This window comes from Promicromonospora sp. NPDC050880, assembly GCF_044456525.1.
Lineage (GTDB): Bacteria > Actinomycetota > Actinomycetes > Actinomycetales > Cellulomonadaceae > Promicromonospora.
This window is the reverse complement of the sequence record NZ_JBITFV010000003.1, coordinates 220,572-239,944: the sequence shown is the minus strand read 5'-3', so window position 1 is coordinate 239,944 and position 19,373 is coordinate 220,572. Positions and strand designations below refer to the sequence as shown.

Genomic DNA, 19,373 nt, shown 5'->3' with positions numbered 1-19,373 from the left:
ACGCAGGATCCCGCGGTTCTGGTTTGACCCGGGGGGCTCCGGCGGCGTAACGTCAGACAGCCGTTCCAGGTACTTCTGCGCGCCCACACAGGGATGCGAGCCGCGTTCTTCGACGTAGGCCGCGACCAGTGGGCCAGGCCCCGGGTCGGCGAGGCCGATCGTCGTACTGAGCGGCCATCTTTCACTGCATCGTCGAGGACAGACGGTGTGCCTACCCCGACGTTCTTGGAGTACCTCGTGAGCAAGCGGACCTTCCAGCCGAACAACCGGCGTCGTGCCAAGACCCACGGCTTCCGGCTGCGCATGCGCACCCGCGCCGGCCGCGCCATCCTCGCGGCCCGCCGTCGTAAGGGTCGCGCCGAGCTCTCAGCCTGAGCCATGTTGCCCGCGGCGCACCGTCTGCGCCGTTCCGTCGACTTCGAGCGGACGGTGCGCCGCGGCACGCGTGCAGGTCGATCGACCGTGGTGGTCCACCTCCTGGTTCCGGACGAGAACGTCCCGGACGCAGGATCGGGAACTCCACAGGTCGGTTTTGTCGTTTCCAAGGCTGTGGGTAACTCCGTGCAGCGCAACCTCGTGAAGCGGCGGCTCCGAGCGTCAGCAGCGAGACATCTCTCGACGCTGCCGGCCACCGCTCGCGCTGTCGTGCGCGCTCTCCCGCCGTCGGCCGGTGCCACCTACGCGGATCTCGACCGCGATCTCGACTCGTGCCTGCGGCGCGCGGTCGCCCGCGCGACCGGAGACGGGGCGAGATGACTGCCATCCCCGCCCCTGAGGGTGAGGCACCGACGCGCGAACCTTCGGTGATCGGGCGACTCCCGGTGACCGTTCTGGTAGGGATGATCCGTTTCTACCAGGCGTTCATCAGCCCGATGAGCCCTCCGAGCTGTAAGTACTACCCGTCCTGCTCGCAGTACGCCTTGATCGCGCTCCGGCGCCACGGCGCGCTGCGTGGGCTGGGTCTCGCGCTGTGGCGCCTGCTGCGGTGCAACCCGTGGAGTCTCGGCGGCGTCGACGACGTGCCGCCCGTGCGCAGTGCGCACACCCACGCCGAGGGCTGACCTGCCCCTGGCGTGCGCCGCCGGCACGACACCGCACCCCGCAGACTTCGCGTCCCGACTCTGGAGCTTCTTGACCGATGGACTTCTTCGCATTCCTCTGGCCGATCGAATGGGTGGTCGCCTGGATCATCTACGGATCGCACTGGCTGTTCACGACACTGGGCATGTCCGCCGGCCCGGGTACGGCCTGGGTCCTCTCGATCGTCGCACTGGTGATCGTGATCCGTGTCGCGCTGATCCCGCTCTTCTTCAAGCAGATCAAGGCCTCGCGCGGGATGCAGATGATCCAGCCGGAGCTCCAGGCGATCCAGAAGAAGTACAAGGGCAAGACGGACCCCGCGTCTCGCGAGAACATGACGCGCGAGACCATGGAGCTGTACCGGAAGCACGGGACCAACCCGTTCGCCTCCTGCATGCCGATCCTGCTGCAGTCGCCGATCTTCTTCGCGCTGTTCCGCGTGCTGAACAGCCTCAAGCAGATCTCCGAGGGAACTGCTGACCCGATCGGCCCGATCACCCGTGACGTGGCGGGCGACATCGAGTCGTCGACGCTGTTCGGCGCCCAGCTCAGCGACGTCTTCCTGCAGACCGACTCGCTGACCTCGCGCATCGTCGTGATCGCGCTGATCGTCGCGATGAGCGTCACGACCTTCACCACGCAGCGCCAGCTGACGATGAAGAACATGCCGCCGTCGGCGCTCGAGGGCCCGATGGCTCAGACGCAGAAGCTGATGCTCTACATGCTGCCGATCGTGTTCGCGATCTCCGGCGTGAACTTCCCGGTGGGTGTGCTGATCTACTGGACGGTCACGAACCTGTGGTCGATGGGGCAGCAGTACTACACGATCAAGCGGATGCCGACCCCGGGATCTGTCGCCGAGAAGCAGCTCAAGGAGCGTCAGGCCGCCAAGGCTGCGAAGCGTGCCGCGAAGCGGGGCGAGGTCATCGAGGACGAGACGCCGGTGGTCGAGCAGCCCAAGACCGGCCAGCGGGTGCAGCCCAAGCGGAAGAACCGCCAGAAGGGTGCGACGCCCACCGCCGGTCGGCCGGCGGTCGCGCAGTCCGCTCCGCAGGATGCGCCGCAGGACCAGCCCGTAGATGCGGCTCCGGATGCGTCGAGCTCGACGTCCGGGAAGCAGACCGGGTCCAAGCCCAAGCCCTCCGGCACGACGTCGGGCAAGCAGCCCGGGTCGAAGCCGAAGCCGAAGTCGTCGGGTGCGACGCCGGGGACCACCTCGACGTCGTCGGGCAAGAGCAAGCAGAAGAAGTAGGAGGTGGACGCGATGAACGCGAGCACAGGTACGGCGGCATCGGACTCCGCGGCTCCCGCGGTCGATCCGGAGGACCGGATCAAGCGCCTCGAGGAAGAGGGCGAGATCGCTGCGGACTACCTCGAGGAGTTCCTCGACATCGCTGACCTGGATGGCGACATCGACCTCGACATCAAGCACGACCGAGCGGCGGTCGAGGTGGTGGCAGATGATCCGAAGCTGCTTGCGGACCTGATCGGTCGCGAGGGCGAGGTGCTCGACGCGATGCAGGAGCTCACTCGGCTGGCCGTGCAGACTCGGACGGGCGAGCGGAGCCGCCTGATGCTCGACATCGGCGGCTTCCGGGCCGCCCGTCGGGTCGAGCTGACGCGGATCGCACAGAAGGCGGTCGAGGAGGTGCGCGCCTCCGGCGAGGAGGTCGAGCTGGACCCCCTGAATGCGTTCGAGCGCAAGGTGGTGCACGACGCCGTGGCGGCTGCAGGACTGGTGAGCGACTCGCGCGGTGTCGAGCCTGAGCGCTATGTCGTGGTGCAGCCCGCGCCGGCGGTCACCGCGGACTGAGTGACCGGCTTCGGCCGAGGGCCGGTGCACGTCCGAGGACGTGCACCGGCCCTTTGTGTGCTTGGCTTCTTTCGACAGCGAGTGGAGGGCGTGACGTGAGCGGTACGGACGGGACGGGACAGGGTGAGCCCGGCATCGTTGCGGAGGTGTTCGACGGCGACACCCTCGGCGTGAGTGAGCCGGTCAAGCAGTACTTCGGTACGGCTTACGACCAGGTGGCGCGATACGCGGACCTGCTCCGGGAGCAGGGCGAGCTGCGCGGGCTGATCGGGCCGCGCGAGGTCCCGCGGATCTGGGAGCGGCACGTCCTGAACTCGGCTGCGGTCGTGCAGTACCTGCCGACGGCGGGCGCTATCGCGGACATCGGATCGGGTGCGGGGCTCCCGGGCATCATCGTGGCGGCGATGCGACCGGGGCTCGATGTGCTCCTGGTCGAGCCGATGGAGCGACGGACCACCTGGTTGGTCGAGGTTGCCATGGAGCTCGGCCTGACCAACGTCCAGGTGAAGCGCGGGCGGGCCGAGGAGTACCACGACGCGTTCGAGGTGGACGCAGTGACCTCCCGGGCGGTCGCTCCGCTGTCCAAGCTGGCACGGATGAGCCTTCCGCTGGTTCGCGTGGGCGGCGAAATGGTGATTCTCAAGGGACGTAACGTGGCACAGGAGGTCGATCCTGCACGGAAGGTGCTGCGGAAGTACGGGGCGGGGGACCCTGAGATCCTTGAGGGATCGACAGTCGCCGGTGTCGAGTCGACGACTATCGTGCGCATCCGTCGGGGGAAGTAGGACCATTCGACAGAGGTTGTTTCACGTGGAACGGGAGCGGTCCTCACGGTGACCGCTCCCGTCGTCGGCTCCTGGGTCGTGCCCAGGGACGCGGCGCATGCGTCGGCAGGTGCCGCAGAGGATGTTGCCAGTGGTCGTCCTCCTCGGTGTCGGCGATGCCGGCGCTGGGCACTTGCAGGGGTAGCCCCAGCCCGGCCTGTACCCGACGCAGGCGAAGGCGCTGGTGAGGTAGCTGTCGTGATGCAGGTGGTCCGGCGGATGCCGAGCTGGTAGCCAGTACGGTGGTTGTACGTTCCACTGGAGTAGGCGATCTTGGTACTGCCGGTGATGGCGGGGCCGCTCTCTCCGAGTGCAAGGTCGGCATGTCGCCGATGACGATCGGACCGGCCTGTTCGAACGACGCGGAACTGGCCGGGTCCCGGCTCGCTGCGGCCTCTGCTGCACTGAGCTCGCTCGTGGACCACGCCCCGGGGAGTGGTCAAGGCTCAGGAGCGCGGCCGCACGGACCAGGGTCGCGAGGGCAGCGACCAGTGCGGCGGCGACGGTTGTGACGAGAGCCGTTGATCTGAGCCAGGAGCGCCCAGCACCGATTCGGACGTGCGCCGGCACGCACGAGGACAGGGACGGTCGCCGGGCATACCGGACGTGCCATGGCGTCGACGGATGGTGGGTGTGCTGTTTCACGTGAAACCCGGGCGGGCGCCGAGAGGGCGGAACGCGGTCTGATCCAGATGCGCTGCCTAACCCAGATGCGCTGCGGGCACGTCGTCGTGCTCGGTCGTTTCACGTGAAACGAGAGTCCAGGAGAGGACCGGCCGAGCCCAATCCGATGTGCACAACGACCGCGGGGCCATGGGTGAGCTGGAAGACCGGATCGCTGGTGAACTGATCGCTCCGAGAGCGGCGTTTCGGCACGCCTGAGCAGGTCGGCGACCGTAGCGTTGCACGCGTGTGCTTCTTCAGACGAAAGTCCAAGCGAAAGGCAGCGGCTGCGGCCGCAGCGGCGCAGGCTGCCACGGCGGCAGTGCCCGACTCGTCCGCATCGGAGCCGCCGGCCGACGCGGGGGAGCCTCCTAGCCGTGACGAGAGGATCAACGCGGCATCCGCTGCGATCGTTGACGGTTCGGCGGCCGGGCTGGCCCTGGCTCCGGTGGAGCAGAGCACGGCTGTCCTGATCGCGGAGAAGCCAGCTGAGACCGCGGACGCCAGCGACCTCGCGGCCGATGCCCCGGTGGGACGCGAGACGCCACTCGCCGATGACTCCGCCGTGGTGCCGTCCTCGGTGGACATGGCGCCTCCTCGGCAGGCTGTCGTGCCGGGCGCACCCCGGGACGAGGTCTGGGGCCAGGACGGTGCGGACGAGAAGAGTGCTGCGGTGCTGAGCCAGTTGATCGAGTCGGTGACGATGCCGGCGCCAAGTGATGCGGTGTCGTCCGAGGACGAGCTGAGCACGGCGGTCGGGTTGCTCCGCGACGAGCGTCCCGCTGCAGGCTCGGCGGGCGATGTCGGCGGTGCGGAGCCTGTGGAGCAGCGTGCGCCGGACGACAATCGCGCACTTGACGCGGTCGTCGGTGCCGGAGGTGTGCCCGAGAGCCCAGCCGGAGAGCAGCCATCCGTGGCCCATCCGGCCGGGGAGGGTGCGGCTGGGGAAGATACGGCAGATCCCGGCGCCGGCGCGGATGAACTCAAGGAAGCTGAAGCCCGTGGGGGCGAAGGGGTGAACGACGTCGTGGCCACCGCAACGCTCGCGACCGCGACTGACGGGGCACTTGGCCCTCGCTCGGGGTCCGAGTCGGAACTCTCGGGGGACTCCGCGGGAACAATCGGCACCAGGCACGAGAGCGACCTCCGGGCTGACGCCAGGGACGAAGCGTCCCCAGGGCTCGAGGGATCGCAGCCGGAAGAGCAGAGTGCCCTCCAGGTGGCTGACGATGAGCTGAGCCCGGAGCAGGATGGAACCTCTCCGGCGGAGCATTCTGACGGTCCGTCGACGAAGCGGGAAGCAGAGACGCAGGCCGAGCCCCCTCACGATCCGGACCAGATGGACGAACTCCCCTCGACCCGACCGATTCCGGCCGATGCGATCAAGCGTGCCAGTGAAGCCCTCGATGCGGCGGTGAACGCGGCTCCTGCTGTGATCGGGCACCCGGCGGATGTCGACGATGAGGAGGAAGTCGCTGTCGTGGATGCCGAATTCACACATTCCGCCGACGAAACAGGGCTGGAGGCCAAGCCAGATGACGTGGCCAGCGATTACAGTGTCCGCGTGACGGATCCGATTCCTGTGCAGAGCCTCTCCGCTCCCGGCGTTTCACGTGAAACGGCCGGGCCCGCGCAGACGGCCCACGGCACGCAGCAGCCCACAGGCGGCCCGCACGGTGGCGATGACGAGCGTCGGTCAGCCCTCATCGCAACCGTCCCTGCCGTTGACGACACGACTCCGGTCGCCGCCGAGCTCGCCATGGACGCTCGCCGACGTATCGAACTTCAGGGGCGGCGATTCCCTCGTCCGCCCAAGACGCGCATCATCACGGTGGCCAACCAGAAGGGCGGGGTCGGCAAGACGACCACCACGGTGAACATCGCGGCCGGCCTGGCGCAGTCCGGCCTGAACGTGCTGGTCATCGACAACGACCCGCAGGGCAACGCCTCGACGGCACTCGGCATCGAGCATCGAGCGGGCACTCCGTCCGTGTACGAGATTCTCATCGAGGGCGAGTCTCTCGCGAGCACCGTGCAGCAGTGCCCCGACATCCCCAACCTCTGGGGCGTTCCGGCCACCATCGACCTGTCTGGATCCGAGATCGAGCTGGTCTCTCTCGTTTCACGTGAAACAAGGCTCCGGAAGGCGATCGCGAAGTACCTCGACGATCGCATCGCGGCAGGTGAAGAGCGCATCGACTACGTGCTCATCGACTGCCCGCCGAGTCTCGGTCTTCTGACCGTGAACGCCTTCGTGGCGGGCCGTGAGGTCTTCATCCCCATCCAGTGCGAGTACTACGCGCTCGAGGGTCTGAGCCAGCTCCTGAAGACGATCGATCTGATCCGCTCGCACCTCAACCCCGAGCTGCGCGTGTCCTCGATCCTGCTCACGATGTACGACGGCCGAACCAACCTGGCGCAGCAGGTGGCGGGCGAGGTCCGGTCTCACTTCCCGGCGGAGACCTTCAAGACGACGATCCCGCGCTCGGTCCGGATCTCGGAGGCCCCGAGCTACGGGCAGACCGTGATGACCTACGATGCGACGTCGACGGGAGCGCTCGCTTACCTGCAGGCGTCTCGCGAGCTGGCCGAGCGCGGCCAGGGAGGGTCGAGCCCCCGGCGCGCGATGAAGGCAGAAGCGGTCGGAGCTCAGGACTGATGGTCTGCAGTGATGATCGGCGCGTGCTGCGCGTCGTGACGATGACGATGGAGACGACCCCAGTCCGCGCCCGGCGCAGGACCGGAACGGACGAGGAGACACGATGAGTGCGAAGCGACGCGGGCTCGGGCGGGGCCTGGGCGCCCTGATCCCGACGGGTCCTGAGCTGGACGAACAGGCACCCGGCGTGGGATCCGGTGAGTCCGACGGAATCGGCATCGGCGGCACGGTCGCGACCGTGGTGCAGGAACGCCCGTCGGCGCTCGACGAGGCTGCGGACACCGATGTGGCACCCTCGCCGAACGACACACCCACGGTCGAGAAGAAGCCGGCGAAGAGCTCCGGTCCGCGCCCGAGCACCGTCAAGTGGGACTCGGCGATCGCGAGCGGCCGGCTGTCGGTCGCGAACGAGGCGGGGGAGGGCGGGAGTGCCTCCGCGCTCGACAACACGTTCTTCAGCCGTGAGCAGGGTGAGGCGGACGTCGTTTCACGTGAAACGGCCGACCTGCTGCCGGTCCCTGGTGCACGGTTCGCGGAGCTCCCGGTCAGCGCGATCCGCCCGAACACCTGGCAGCCTCGTACGGTCTTCGACGAGGGCGACCTGGATGAGCTGGTGGAGTCGATCAAGGAGATCGGCGTGCTCCAGCCCATCGTGGTGCGCCCCGACAAGGAGCACCCCGGCGAGTACGAACTCATCATGGGCGAGCGGCGCTGGCGCGCCACGCAGGCGGCCGAGCTCGAGACCATCCCGGCGATCGTTCGCGATACCGAGGACGGCGACATGCTCCGGGACGCGCTGCTGGAGAACCTGCACCGATCGGACCTGAACCCGCTCGAAGAAGCCGCTGCGTATCGCCAGCTCCTCGACGACTTCGGGTGCACGCACGAGGAGCTTGCCACTCGCATCGCCCGCAGCCGCCCGCAGATCTCGAACACCCTCCGCCTGCTGCGGCTGCCACCACTGGTCCAGCGCCGCGTCGCCGCCGGCGTGCTGTCGGCCGGTCACGCTCGTGCATTGCTGGGCCTGAGCGACGGCGCCGAGATCGAGCGGCTCGCGCAGCGCATCGTCTCCGAAGGTCTGTCGGTCCGGGCGACCGAGGAGATCGTGATGCTCACGGAGTCCGAGGGTGGCTCGGGGAAGACCCGCAAGGCTCCGCGGGCCGGCACGCGGAGCGAGGCGGTGGACGAGCTGGCCACGCGGCTCTCGGACAGGTTCGAGACGCGGGTCAAGGTAGCGCTCGGCAAGACCAAGGGCCGCATGACCGTGGAGTTCGCGTCGGTCGAGGACCTCAACCGCATCCTGCAGGTCATGGCCCCGGACGAGCGAGGTCTCCTGAAGCCACCGTCCGGGGACTGACCACCCCGTACGCGGAGTCGGTGCGACGTACGCCGTTCCGGGAGAACATCAGGGCCGGCATCCCCGCGGGGATGCCGGCCCTGATGCCTTGGTCGGTCAGGGCCGACGCACCGGCAGCAGAGCCAGGTCGACGATGCGTCGGTACAGGTCCGGGAGCGAGTGTCCACCCGCGGCGGCAGCCTGCGGCAGAAGCGACATCTCCGTCATCCCGGGTGCGACGTTGACCTCCAGGATGTGGGCCACGCCGGACCGGTCGAGGATCAGATCGGTGCGGGACAGGTGTCGCAGGTGGAGCGCCTCATGGGCCTGCACGGCGACGTCCGCGACGTATGTCGCCTGCTCCGCACTGAGTCGAGCCGGCGCGAAGAACTCGGTCTCGCCGGCGACGTAGCGCGCGGCGTAGTCGTAGCCGTTCTCCGCGACGATCTCCACGGCGGGCAGTGCCTGGGGCCCGTCGGGACCGTCGATCACGCTCACCGCCAGCTCGATGCCGTCGACCGCGTGCTCGATCAGCGCGGTCTCGCCGTACGCGAAGCACTCGACCATGGCGCGCGGCAGGTCCTCCGCACGCGTGACGACCGTGACCCCGAGGGCGGAACCGCCCTCGGTGGGCTTGACGACGAGGGGGAGGCCAAGATGTCCCACGATCGTGTCGAGCACGGGCTGCGCGCCGAGGTCCCGGAAGAGGCTCTGGGGGAGCGTCACGTAGTCGGGGGTGGTGAGCCCCGCTTCGAGCAGGGCCGCCTTGGCGATGGGCTTGTTCCAGACCACGCGGCTGGCGCGCGGGTCGGAGCCCACGTAGGGCAGGCCTGCCATGTCGAGCACGTCCCGCACCGATCCGTCCTCGCCCGAAGCGCCGTGCAGCAGCGGCCAGACGACGTCGGGGCGGGTGCTGCGGAGGAATGCCAGGAGGTCGGCGTCGACGTCGTGCACGATCACGTCGAGGCCGGTCGAGCGCAAGGACTCGGCGACCCGGCGACCGGACCGGAGCGACACGTCGCGCTCGTGCGAGAGACCGCCGGCGAGGACGACCACCAGCGGGCTGCGTCCCGCGTCGTCGGGTGCGGGCGAGGTGGACGCGGTACCGGGTGCCGGCGCGTTCTGGGCGGGGGCGGGACTGGTCATCGACGGCTCACTCGATCGGGGTGTACGGGATGGCTGCCATCGTGTCAGACGCACAGGTCACCTACGTGACCTGTGCGTCTGACACAGGGGAGTCAGGCCAGGTCGGGTGCGGGGCCCTCGACGTCGTCCACGTCGGGGTCGGGCTGCGCGGAGGTGCCGAAGATCTGCACCAGCTCGGACTCACCGTTCACGACACCGGCGAGGCGGCGCACGCCCTCGCGGATGCGTTCCGGCGTCGGGAAGCAGAACGACAGGCGCATGTGGTCCGAGCCGCTGCCGTCGTAGTAGAAGGCGGTGCCCGGCACGTACGCGACGCGCGCCGTCACGGCGCGGGGGAGCATGGCGCGGGAGTCGAGCCCGTCCGGCAGCCGGACCCAGACGAAGAACCCACCGCGCGGCACGTTCCACGACGCGCTCGGGAGGTACTCGCCCAGTGCGCCCACGAGGGCGTCGCGCCGGTCCCGGTACATCTCCCGGTAGTCCTTGATCTGGGCCTTCCAGTCACACGTCTCGAGGTACGTCGCCACCGCGAGCTGCGACGCGTTCGACGGCGACAGCACCGCCGACTCGCTCGCGAGCACGAGCTTGTCGCGCACGGCGTGCGGCGCGATCACGAAGCCGACGCGGTAGCCGGGGGCGAACGTCTTGGAGAACGACCCCAGGTACAGCACGCCGTCGGTGTCGTACGAGCGCAGCGCCGGGAGCGGCTCGTCGTCGAAGCCGAGCAGGCCGTAGGGGTTGTCCTCGACGACCAGGACGCCGTGGCGGCGGCAGATCTCCAGGATCTGGGGGCGCCGTCCGGCGGACAGGGAGACGCCCGCGGGGTTCTGGAACGTCGGGACGGTGTACAGGAACTTCACGCGCCGGCCCTCGGCCGCGAGGCGGGTGAGCACGGCGTCGAGCTCGGCAGGGACCAGGCCGTCGGCGTCGAGCGGTACCTGGACCACGTCGGCCTGGTAGGAGCGGAAGACGCCCAGGGCCCCGACGTACGACGGCGCCTCGGCGATGATCACGTCGCCCGGGTCCACGAAGATGCGGGTCACCAGGTCCAGGGCCGACTGCGAGCCGGTGGTGACGACCACGTCGTCAGGGTGGGCGGAGACGCCCTCCAGGGCGACGACCTGGGTGATGTGCTCCCGGAGCGACTCCTCGCCCTGACCGGAGCCGTACTGGAGCGCTGTGGTGCCCTTGGTGACGATGAGGCGCTGCATGGTGTCGGCGATGACGTCGAGCGGCAGTCCCTCGAGATACGGCATGCCACCGGCGAGCGACACGACCTCGGGGCGGTTCGCGACCGAGAACAGTGCCCGGATCTCCGAGGCGCGCATGCCGTGCGCTCGCGCCGCGTACGAACCGAACCACGGGTCGAGGCGGTTACCGGCAGTCTCGGGAAGCTCGTTCACGCAAGCCAGTCTGGCACGCGTGGCGTGCTCCTCCCAGTGCCTGTTCGTGGTGAAACGGTGAGACTCCGCGCGGACGGACAGGCTCGAGGGTGCCCGGAGACGCCAGGAGCGCGCACCCGGGCGGGTGCGCGCTCCTGGTGTGGTGACAGCTGTCAGCCCGCGAGGACCTCGTCGATCTCCTGCGTCAGCGCGCGCTTCGGGCGAGCCCCGATGATCGACTTCACGACCTCGCCGCCCTTGTAGACGTTGAGCGTCGGGATCGAGACGATGCCGTAGTCCATGGCGGTCTGACGGTTCTCGTCGGTGTCGATCTTGACGATCTTGATCTTGCCCTCGTACTCGTCGGAGAGCTCCTCGAGGATCGGTGCCACCATGCGGCACGGACCACACCAGGTGGCCCAGAAGTCGACGAAGACGGGGATGTCGGAGTCGAGGACCTCCGCCTTGAAGGTGTCGTCGGTGACCTTGATGGTGCTCATCCGTAATCTCCTTTGTCAGTCGTTCAGCGAGTCGAGGAACGCCTGGGCGTCGAGTGCCGCGGAGCAGCCCGAGCCGGCGGCCGTGATCGCCTGGCGGTACGTGTGGTCCACGGCGTCGCCGCAGGCGAAGACGCCGGGGAGGTTCGTCCGCGTGCTGCGGCCCTCGACGAGGATGTAACCGTTCTCGTCCAGGTCGACCTGGCCCTTGACCAGGTCGGTCCGCGGCTCGTGGCCGATCGCGACGAACAGCCCGGTGGCGTTCAGGTCCCGGACCTCGCCCGTGACCGTGTCGCGCAGGCTGATCCCCGCGACCTTGTCCTCACCGTTGATCCCCGCGACCTCGCTGTTCCAGGCGAACTCGATCTTCGGGTCGGCGGCGGCACGCTCGGCCATGATCTTCGAGGCGCGCAGGTCGTCGCGGCGGTGCACGACGGTCACCTTGGACGCGAACCGGGTCAGGAACGTGGCCTCCTCCATGGCGGAGTCACCGCCACCCACCACCGCGATGTCCTGGTCGCGGAAGAAGAACCCGTCGCAGGTCGCACACCAGGAGACGCCTCGGCCGGAGAGCCGCTTCTCGTCGGCCAGGCCCAGCTCGCGGTAGGCGGAGCCGGTCGCCAGGATGACCGAACGCGCGCGGTAGGTGTCGCCGCCGCCGGTCACGATGGTCTTGACGTCACCGGTGAGCTCGACCTGCTCGGCGTCGTCCCAGATGACCTGGGCGCCGAACTTCTCCGCCTGCTCCCGCATGGCGTCCATGAGGTCCGGGCCCTGGATGCCGGCCGGGAAGCCGGGGAAGTTCTCGACCTCGGTGGTGTTCATCAGGGCGCCACCCGCGGTGACCGAACCTGCGATGACGACAGGTGCGAAGCCGGCACGCGCCGCGTAGACCGCTGCGGTGTACCCCGCGGGGCCGGACCCCACGATGACGACGTCGAGCACGGGTGCCGCGGTGGTCTCGGTAGCCGGTGCGGTGGTCTGTTCGGTCAAGGTGGTCTCCTCGAGTTCCATGGGCACACGCATCAACACGCGGGCGGGTCCCAGTGTTCCAGCCGATGTCGTCCACGGCTCGGTCGTGGACGTGAGTCTCGCCACACAATATCGACAGATTTCGATGGATAGAAGGCGCGGTCACGGACTCGGGGACGGAGAACGGCCCCGGACAGTCTCTCCCGACGGGGAAAGGACTGCCCGGGGCCGTTCTCGGCGCGGCCGGAAGTCGCCGGGGTCAGCTCAGGACGACCTCGTTGAGCTCGAGCCGGAACCCGTCGGACACCTGCGGCAGCTCGGTGATCCAGATCGTGAACGAGTCGCTCACCACCGGCTCGGTGAGCTCGAACGTGGTGGTGTTCGCGAACGCGCCCTCGGCGAGCACCTCACCGCCGGCGCCGCCCTTGAGGATCTGCACCTTGCCACCGGGCGTGTTGGTGAGCAGCTCGATCTTGGAGACCGAGGCCGGCTCCCGGAGCTTCAGCTCCATGCCCAGGGAGTCCTTGAACCCGCCGAACTCCGCCCGCTGGTACGTGGTCGTGTAGTAGAACGACTGCGGGTCGGCGTCGTAGGCACGCTCGACCGCCTCGGGGTGGTCGATGGTCGCACCCTCGAACTCCAGCGTGCCCAGGAGGGCCGCCGAGTCGATGACGGGCCGTGCCTCGGTCTCGGTCGGGGCGGACGGCTCAGCGCTGTTCTCGCCCTCGTCGGTACCTCCGGCACCGGCAGAGGCGGAGGCCGACGCCGACGGCGACGCCTCGCCGATGGCCTCGCCCGTCGGCGACATCATTGCGTTCACCGCCCAGATCAGTCCGGCGACGACGGCGACGCCCACCAGGCTCAGCACGATCGGCGTCGGGTTCACGCCACGCCGCTTGGGCGCCGGCTGGGTGGCGAACCCGCCGTCCTGCTGCTCGTAGTAGCCGCCGCCGTCAGGGGCGTAGCCGGCCGGCGCGTACTGCGGCGGGTACTGCTGCGGCGCCCCGCCTGCCGCGTACTGGGCCTGCTCGTACCCGGGCTGGACGGGGGCGACCGGCTGGCCGTACTGGTCGTACGCCTGCGTCGCGCCCTCCGGGGGTGGCGGCGGCACCGGGGCGTGCTGCTGGCCGAAGGCCTGCGGCTCGTAGGTGTAGTCGCTCTGCGGCTCGGTGTAACCGGCGGGCACCGCACCCGCGACCGCGGTCTCGTCGGAGCGGGCGATCCGGCCGGAGACCGGCCGTCGCACGGGCGGAGCACCCTCGCCATTGAAAGCGTCGGCGATGGACTGGCGTCGCGGACCCTCCGGCTCAGGCTGAACGAATCCAGGCAGCGATGCCACTACGGAAACCTCTCCCCACGGCGCCAGGGCCGCGGTCACGTCGTCGGGGTTCATCGGCCCGCCGGTGCCGCCGGACGCGTCGAACGTCCGGCTCACGAGGGCGTCGATGTCGGCGTCCACGTGGGGAACCAGCGTGGACAGCGGCGCCACGGCGCCGGAAGGGTCGAGCTGCGCGGGCAGCGGGATCAGGGTGTCCTTCGCGATCCAGCCGGCCTCGAGGTCCTGCCCGGGCCAGCGTGCCGTCATCGCGTAGTAGAGGAGCGCGACCAGACCCTGCGCGTCGAGCTGCGCGGGCCGGCCGTTCAGCGTGTCGCCCGAGGCGAGGCCGCCGTCGATCCCCAGGCCCGTGACCCGGACCCGGTGACCGTCGACCCGTACGGCCTCGGGGCGCAGGGCGGTGTGGTGGACACCCCGTGCGTGGGCCACGGCGAGTGCCGACGCCGCCTCGCCGACGATGGCACGAGCCTGCTGCTCGTCCACGAGCCCGCTCGACACGATCTCGGTCAGCGTGGTGCCGGTGTGCGGCTCGGACACCACGTACCGCCGGCCGTCGCCGTCCGTCCCGGCGTCGAGCACCCGGACCAGGCGGGGGTCCGTGACGAGCGCGGCGCGCCGCGCGGAGTCGAGGGCATCGCCCGCGTAGGGCCCGGTCACGAGCGTGACCCGGACCTCGCGCTCCAGGATCAGGTCACGTGCCTCCCAGGCGGTCGCCGCGGCGAGATCGGTCGTCGCCTGCTGGACGAGCCTGTACCTCTCGACCAGCACACTCCCTGGCTCGACGGTGCTCACGCGGACCTCCTCGCTCGCTCGGGGGACAGTAACAGGTGCGTGATGTCCGGGATCACGCGCCGTCGCCATGCTACGCGGAACCGCTGACGGACCGCCGAAACGTCGCCTGAATGCAACGAAAGCGCAGATCAGCGATCTGCGCTTCCGCGTGCGTCGGCAAGGTCAGCGCCGGAACCGGGCCAGGACCGGGCGGAGCAGGCCGTCGAGCTCCTGGACGCGCAGCAGGCGCAGCAGCAGCACGTAGACGGCGAGCATGACCACACCGCACAGGGCAGACACCCACAGACCGCTCAGCATCGTCAGGACCCAGCCGTTACCGAAGGACAGCACGTCGAAGCCGCCCAGCAGCCGGTAGACCCCCCACCCGGCCAGCCCGGACAGCACGGCAGCGACGAGAGCCTTGGCGTGCAGCGTGAGGATGCGCCCGCCGTCGAGCCGGCCGTTCAGCTTCGTCCGCAGGCCACGCGTGCGCAGCAGCACGGTGATCCAGTTCGACAGCGCGTAGCTGGCGCCCGCCGCGATCACCCACATCTCGATCGGCAGCCAGAGCTGGGCGGCGATCAGGCCGATCACCAGCATCGACGTCGAGGGCACGGTGATCCAGAAGACCGAGCGACCGTCCTCGTACGCGTAGTAGACCCACTTCATGAGCGCCATGCCGCCCAGCGGCACCAGACCGAACGAGAGTGCCACCAGCACCGGAGCGATCAGGGCGGTGCCCTCCTCGCCCGCGGTCGGCACGATGAAGGCCGTGGCGGGCGCGGCCAGCACCGTGAGGGCCGCCGTGGCGAACACCGTGAAGACGCCGATGGTGCGCAGGCCGAGGGAGAGGTCGCCGCGGACGCGATCGGTGTCGCCCTCCTGGGCGGCCTTGCTGATGCCGGTGAACAGGGCGGTCGCGATCGACACCGTGACCAGCGAGTGCGGCAGCAGGTAGATGAGGAGTGCCTGCGTGTAGGAGCCGTTACCGGCCACCGCGACGGGCGGGGTGGCCGCGGCGCCTGCGGCGCCCGCCTCCGATGCCACCCGGGTCAGGAAGAGGATGCCGGCCTGCTCGAGCACCACTGCGGCGAGCGTCCACGTGGCCACCGTTCCGGCCGAGCGCAGGCCGATGCCCCGCAGGCCCAGCCGGAAGTGCCAGCGGAAGCCTGAGCGCAGCAGCGGGACCAGCAGCACGAGCGCCTGCGCGACGATGCCCAGGGTGGCCGTGCCGGCTAGCAGGATGGTGCGCGGTGTGTCCCACTCGTCAAGGTCGTTGATGCCCAGCGCGGGCGCGGTGCCGAAGACAGCCAGGAAGACGCCGAACCCGATGACCGAGACCACGTTGTTGGCCACCGGCGCCCACATGAACGGCCCGAACTGCTCGCGTGCGTTGAGCACCTGCCCGAGCAGCGTGTAGAGGCCGTAGAAGAACAGCTGCGGGATGCACCAGTAGGCGAACACGGTGCCCAGCGCGAGCTCCTCGGCGCTCAAGCCCTGCGTGTACAGCAGGACCACCCAGGCGGAGGCGCCCGTGAGCACGGCCGTGACGGCGAGGATGCCGACCGCGGAGACCGTGAGCAGCTTGTCGATCCGCTCCTGTGCGTTGCGTGCACGGAACGCCTTGACGATCTGCGGCACGAGCACGGCGTTCAGAGCGCCACCCGCGAGGATCGCGAACAGCACGTTGGGCAGCTTGTTCGCGACGTCGAACGTGATGGCGACGCTGCCGACCGACCCGATGGCGGCCACGAGCATCATGTTGCGCACCAGTCCGCCCAGCCGGGAGGCCGCGGTGCCGGCGGCCATGACGATCGAGTTGCGGCCCAGGCCGCGCGACGGCGGCTGCGCGGGGGACGAGCCCGCGGCCGCGCCGGGGTCGGGTTCCGACGCGGGGTCGGCTGCTGCGGTCACGGTGTTCTCCTGGGTCAAGCGACTACTCCCGTGGTCTGGGGGCCCTGGCCGGCGCCGTCCCGGCCGACGTGTGCGGCGGCCGAAACACTACTCCGCCCGACGGCGTGCTACGGCCGTGCCGGGGTGCCCGACGTGGCCGGTGCGGCCTCGGGCGCCTCGGCGGCGGTCCCGGTCGCCTCCTCGACGTCCTCGCGGGTGGCGCGGTTGGGCGACCGCCCACGACGCACCGTGCGCCAGATGCCGGCCAGGAAGAGCAGGGCCACGAGGCCTGCGGCGATCCAGGTGCCGACCTCCTCCCAGCCCGCGCGGACCCGGACCTGGAACGTCGAGTCGTCGTTGATCTTCGCCCCGGTGGGGGTGAGCACCTGCGCCGTCACCTCGACGTCGCCGGACCCGATCGCCCGGACCGGAACCTGGACGTCCATCTCCTGACCCGCGGGCACGGTCTCGGTCGTGCGCTCGTCGACCGTGAGCCGGGGGTGGTCGGGGCGCAGCACCACGGTGACGGTCGCGTCCACCGTGAGCGCGTTGCGCACGCGCACGGGGATGTTGCCGACGTCGGTGATGAAGTTGATGTCCTGGCGGGGCACCACGGTCACGGAGTTCTTCGTGATCTCGTCGTTCTCCTGGAGCACCTGCTGCACCACCTGTTCCCGGAGCCCGGGGTCGGCGCGGCGCGCGACCGCCAGCGGGGCGATCAGCCGCCGTACGCCGGGCCGCCAGATCACGGGGTGCTCCTCGCCCGCGACGGAGGAGAACGTGACGATCGCGTCCCGCGCCTGCTCCAGCGCCTTGACGTCCGCCGCCGCGAGCTCCGCCTTGGCCCGCTCGTGCTTCGGCAGGGGGGTGCGGGCCACCTCGGGTGCGTCCTGGACGAACAGCGCGTCCAGCGTCGTGGGCGAGATCCAGCCGGCCTCGTCGAGCGTGTCGAGCACGGCCTTGGCGGCATCGGTGTCGGGCGTCCAGCTCCGGGGTGCCACGATCGAGAGCGACGGCGGGTCGTAGGGCGCCTGGCTGACGACGGCAGCTGTCTCCGCGAGCAGGCGCTGCGCACCCTCCGTCGCGGTGGACGCCGTGGTGACCGCCGTCGTGTCGGCGGACTCCTGGGCGGACGCGGTCGAATCGGCGCCCGACAGGTCGGTGGCGGCCAGGAACGCCTCGGTCAGCGGCTCGTCCGTCACGACGGCGTGCGCGGTGCCCGCGGGTGTCGCGACCTCCGCCCGGCCGGTCACCGTGCCGACACCCTCGTGGGCCAGTCCGCCGGCGCCCACCACGACATCGTCCCGGCCGCTGGCGACGGCGAGGCCGAGGGTCTCGACGTCGGGCACCGTACCGTCGGCAGGCCAGGCGAAGTTCGTGTGCCAGGTGGCCGGGATCTCCCAGACCCCGGCGCGCGGACCGCGCACGAAGCTGCGCGGTCCCGTGGAGAGCACGCCCGCGTGCGCGAGTGCCGCGAGGTCCGGGTCGTGGTCCGGGAGCGTGAACGTCGCCGTCGTCCCGGCGGCCGCGAGCATCCGGTCGTACCAGTCCCGCAGCTCCGGGTCCTGCGAGGCCTCGGCCGTGCCCATGAGGTTCGGGTCGACGGCGAGCGAGACGGTGCTGTGCTCCGCGACCTGGAGCACGCCGTCGAGCCGCTGGCCCGCCGCGGTCTGCTGGGCCAGCTCCAGCTCCGCCGAGCTCGGGTCGGCGGGGTCGGTCGCCGGGCTGGTCACGGCGGCCAGGATGCTGAGCTTCATCGGCACGCGCTCGGTGCCGTCGGCGTCGTACATGAGGAACGAGCGGGCGATGCCCAGGCGCCCGGAGGCATCACCGACGGAGATCGCGAGGCGGCGGGCACCGAACCCCTGGAGCGCCTGGACACCCGGGTCGTAGGTGAACGAGACGGTGGTGGAGGCGCCCGGCTCCAGCCGCGGGACCGTGGTGGTGCTCCCGGAGCCGTAGACCGGGTCGAGCAGGCCCGCCTCGGACCACGCGGCGATCTCGGCGCGCGAGGTGAGGGCCAGGTAGTCGACCGTGAACTGCGCCTCCGCGCCGTCGATCACGGCGTCGGTGGTGTTGGTGACGCTCGCCCGGACGGTCACCGTGTCGCCGGGGACGGCGATCGGGTGCGAGATGCTCGTGACGGACACGTGCACGGCGCCGTCGCCCGGCGCCGTCCTGGTGACGGCCGCCGGAGCGGAGGACGCGCCTGCGGGCGGGTGCCCGGCCATCGGACCGGCGGCGGACGCCGGCAGGACTGCCGACCCCACGAGCGCCACGACCGCAAGGAGCGCGGCGCTGAGCGTGCCGGCGCGGCGGGCCGCCCGGCGGTGGGCGGGACTGCGGGTGATGTCGGGGTGCTGCGTCATGGCAGGTCGGGGCGCTCCGTGGGGAAGGCGTCGGCGCGCAGCACGTCCCGGAGATGCCTCGACGACTCGAGGAGGTCCAGGGCGGCCGTGGCCAGTCGCTGCTCGTTCGGGTACGACAGGCGCCCGGCGAGCTCGTCGATCCTGACCCAGAGAGCGTCCTCGGCTTCGCCGTCCGGATCGTCCTCCACGGTCAGGCGACCGCCCTCCGCGCGCAAGAGGTAATGGTGCACGACCTTGTGCACCCGCCGGTCCTCACCGGTGAACCAGTAGTCGATCACGCCGAGCTCCGCCTGGATCGAGCCGCGGATCCCGGTCTCCTCGCGGATCTCCCGGATCGCCGCCTCCTGCGGCGTCTCGCGACCCTCGAGGTGGCCCTTCGGCAGGCACCACTCCAGCCGGCCGGTGCGGTTGCGGCGCAGCAGCACGGCCGCGCTCAGCTCGCCGCTGCCGTCCGGGTCGGCGCGGAGCACCAGGCCTCCGGCCGAGGTCTCGTCCACGATGGGCAGGTGCACCGGTGCGGTGGCCGCGGCCCGCCGGGCCGGATTCACCCGCAGCGGCGCCCCGCCGGGCGGCGTGGGCACCTCCGGGCGACCATCAGGACGGTCGCTCGCCGGAACAGGGGTGGACATGCC

16 protein-coding genes are annotated in these 19,373 nt (G+C 70.3%); 8 read left to right on the top strand and 8 right to left on the bottom strand.

The genetic code is table 11. From position 1 onward, the window contains the following. Window positions 1–237 precede the first annotated feature (237 nt). The 8 genes from rpmH (at window position 238) to ACIBBF_RS07740 (ending at window position 8,396) form a co-directional block, all read left to right on the top strand. Window positions 238–375, top strand: a complete 138-nt coding sequence (gene rpmH / locus ACIBBF_RS07775; protein ID WP_010849920.1) for a 50S ribosomal protein L34 — start codon at window positions 238–240, stop codon at window positions 373–375. Window positions 376–378: 3 nt separating this feature from the next. Then, entirely contained in the window at window positions 379–756 is a 378-nt protein-coding gene (rnpA, locus tag ACIBBF_RS07770) for a ribonuclease P protein component (RefSeq protein WP_397412183.1), read from the top strand. A 65-nt stretch (window positions 757–821) separates the two neighbouring features. Continuing rightward, a complete protein-coding gene (gene yidD, locus ACIBBF_RS07765; protein WP_397412181.1) occupies window positions 822–1,061 on the top strand; it encodes a membrane protein insertion efficiency factor YidD in 240 nt (79 codons plus the stop codon). A gap of 77 nt (window positions 1,062–1,138) precedes the next feature. After that, window positions 1,139–2,332 carry a membrane protein insertase YidC gene (gene yidC / locus ACIBBF_RS07760; RefSeq protein WP_397412179.1) on the top strand — a complete coding sequence of 398 codons (1,194 nt, stop codon included), beginning with the start codon at window positions 1,139–1,141 and terminating at the stop codon, window positions 2,330–2,332. Between the two features lie 12 nt (window positions 2,333–2,344). Further along, the gene (locus ACIBBF_RS07755) at window positions 2,345–2,893 is read left to right on the top strand and encodes a protein jag (protein WP_397412687.1); all 549 of its coding nucleotides are present in this window, start codon (window positions 2,345–2,347) and stop codon (window positions 2,891–2,893) included. Between the two features lie 95 nt (window positions 2,894–2,988). Next, window positions 2,989–3,678: a 16S rRNA (guanine(527)-N(7))-methyltransferase RsmG gene (gene rsmG, locus ACIBBF_RS07750; RefSeq protein WP_397412177.1), complete on the top strand. Its 690-nt coding sequence runs from the start codon at window positions 2,989–2,991 to the stop codon at window positions 3,676–3,678. Between the two features lie 949 nt (window positions 3,679–4,627). Next, window positions 4,628–7,039, top strand: coding sequence for an AAA family ATPase (locus ACIBBF_RS07745; RefSeq protein ID WP_397412175.1), 2,412 nt, complete (start codon window positions 4,628–4,630; stop codon window positions 7,037–7,039). A gap of 103 nt (window positions 7,040–7,142) precedes the next feature. Further along, on the top strand, window positions 7,143–8,396 hold the full coding sequence (locus tag ACIBBF_RS07740) for a ParB/RepB/Spo0J family partition protein (RefSeq protein WP_397412173.1): 1,254 nt from the start codon (window positions 7,143–7,145) through the stop codon (window positions 8,394–8,396). A 96-nt stretch (window positions 8,397–8,492) separates the two neighbouring features. Here ACIBBF_RS07740 and ACIBBF_RS07735 read toward each other — a convergent pair whose 3' ends face one another. The 8 genes from ACIBBF_RS07735 to ACIBBF_RS07700 all read right to left on the bottom strand — a co-directional run bounded on the left by ACIBBF_RS07735 (window position 8,493) and on the right by ACIBBF_RS07700 (window position 19,370). After that, window positions 8,493–9,521 (bottom strand): D-alanine--D-alanine ligase, encoded by a 1,029-nt coding sequence (locus ACIBBF_RS07735; protein ID WP_397412171.1) that lies wholly within the window; start codon window positions 9,519–9,521, stop codon window positions 8,493–8,495. Window positions 9,522–9,613: 92 nt separating this feature from the next. Further along, on the bottom strand, window positions 9,614–10,849 hold the full coding sequence (locus ACIBBF_RS07730) for a PLP-dependent aminotransferase family protein (RefSeq protein WP_397412685.1): 1,236 nt from the start codon (window positions 10,847–10,849) through the stop codon (window positions 9,614–9,616). A 227-nt stretch (window positions 10,850–11,076) separates the two neighbouring features. Next, complete coding sequence (gene trxA / locus ACIBBF_RS07725) at window positions 11,077–11,403, bottom strand: thioredoxin (protein ID WP_119141134.1); 327 nt, start codon at window positions 11,401–11,403, stop codon at window positions 11,077–11,079. Window positions 11,404–11,418: 15 nt separating this feature from the next. Then, window positions 11,419–12,393, bottom strand: coding sequence for a thioredoxin-disulfide reductase (gene trxB / locus ACIBBF_RS07720; protein WP_397412169.1), 975 nt, complete (start codon window positions 12,391–12,393; stop codon window positions 11,419–11,421). A gap of 238 nt (window positions 12,394–12,631) precedes the next feature. Further along, window positions 12,632–14,500 carry a hypothetical protein gene (locus ACIBBF_RS07715; RefSeq protein WP_397412167.1) on the bottom strand — a complete coding sequence of 623 codons (1,869 nt, stop codon included), beginning with the start codon at window positions 14,498–14,500 and terminating at the stop codon, window positions 12,632–12,634. Window positions 14,501–14,662: 162 nt separating this feature from the next. After that, window positions 14,663–16,393 (bottom strand): murein biosynthesis integral membrane protein MurJ, encoded by a 1,731-nt coding sequence (murJ, locus tag ACIBBF_RS07710; RefSeq protein ID WP_397412165.1) that lies wholly within the window; start codon window positions 16,391–16,393, stop codon window positions 14,663–14,665. Between the two features lie 107 nt (window positions 16,394–16,500). After that, window positions 16,501–18,741, bottom strand: coding sequence for a DUF6049 family protein (locus ACIBBF_RS07705; RefSeq protein ID WP_397412163.1), 2,241 nt, complete (start codon window positions 18,739–18,741; stop codon window positions 16,501–16,503). After that, window positions 18,738–19,370: an NUDIX hydrolase gene (locus ACIBBF_RS07700; protein ID WP_397412161.1), complete on the bottom strand. Its 633-nt coding sequence runs from the start codon at window positions 19,368–19,370 to the stop codon at window positions 18,738–18,740. The genes ACIBBF_RS07705 and ACIBBF_RS07700 overlap by 4 nt, the downstream gene beginning before the upstream one ends. Window positions 19,371–19,373: the final 3 nt, after the last annotated feature.

Bases quoted from the DNA above. Each gene is read 5' to 3' on its own strand.
- rnpA (WP_397412183.1), top strand. From the start codon at position 379: ATGTTGCCCGCGGCGCACCGTCTGCGCCGTTCCGTCGACTTCGAGCGG.
- yidC (WP_397412179.1), top strand. From the start codon at position 1,139: ATGGACTTCTTCGCATTCCTCTGGCCGATCGAATGGGTGGTCGCCTGG.
- ACIBBF_RS07755 (WP_397412687.1), top strand. From the start codon at position 2,345: ATGAACGCGAGCACAGGTACGGCGGCATCGGACTCCGCGGCTCCCGCG.
- ACIBBF_RS07740 (WP_397412173.1), top strand. From the start codon at position 7,143: ATGAGTGCGAAGCGACGCGGGCTCGGGCGGGGCCTGGGCGCCCTGATC.
- ACIBBF_RS07735 (WP_397412171.1), bottom strand. From the start codon at position 9,521: ATGACCAGTCCCGCCCCCGCCCAGAACGCGCCGGCACCCGGTACCGCG.
- ACIBBF_RS07730 (WP_397412685.1), bottom strand. From the start codon at position 10,849: ATGCGCGCCTCGGAGATCCGGGCACTGTTCTCGGTCGCGAACCGCCCC.
- trxA (WP_119141134.1), bottom strand. From the start codon at position 11,403: ATGAGCACCATCAAGGTCACCGACGACACCTTCAAGGCGGAGGTCCTC.
- ACIBBF_RS07705 (WP_397412163.1), bottom strand. From the start codon at position 18,741: ATGACGCAGCACCCCGACATCACCCGCAGTCCCGCCCACCGCCGGGCG.
- ACIBBF_RS07700 (WP_397412161.1), bottom strand. From the start codon at position 19,370: ATGTCCACCCCTGTTCCGGCGAGCGACCGTCCTGATGGTCGCCCGGAG.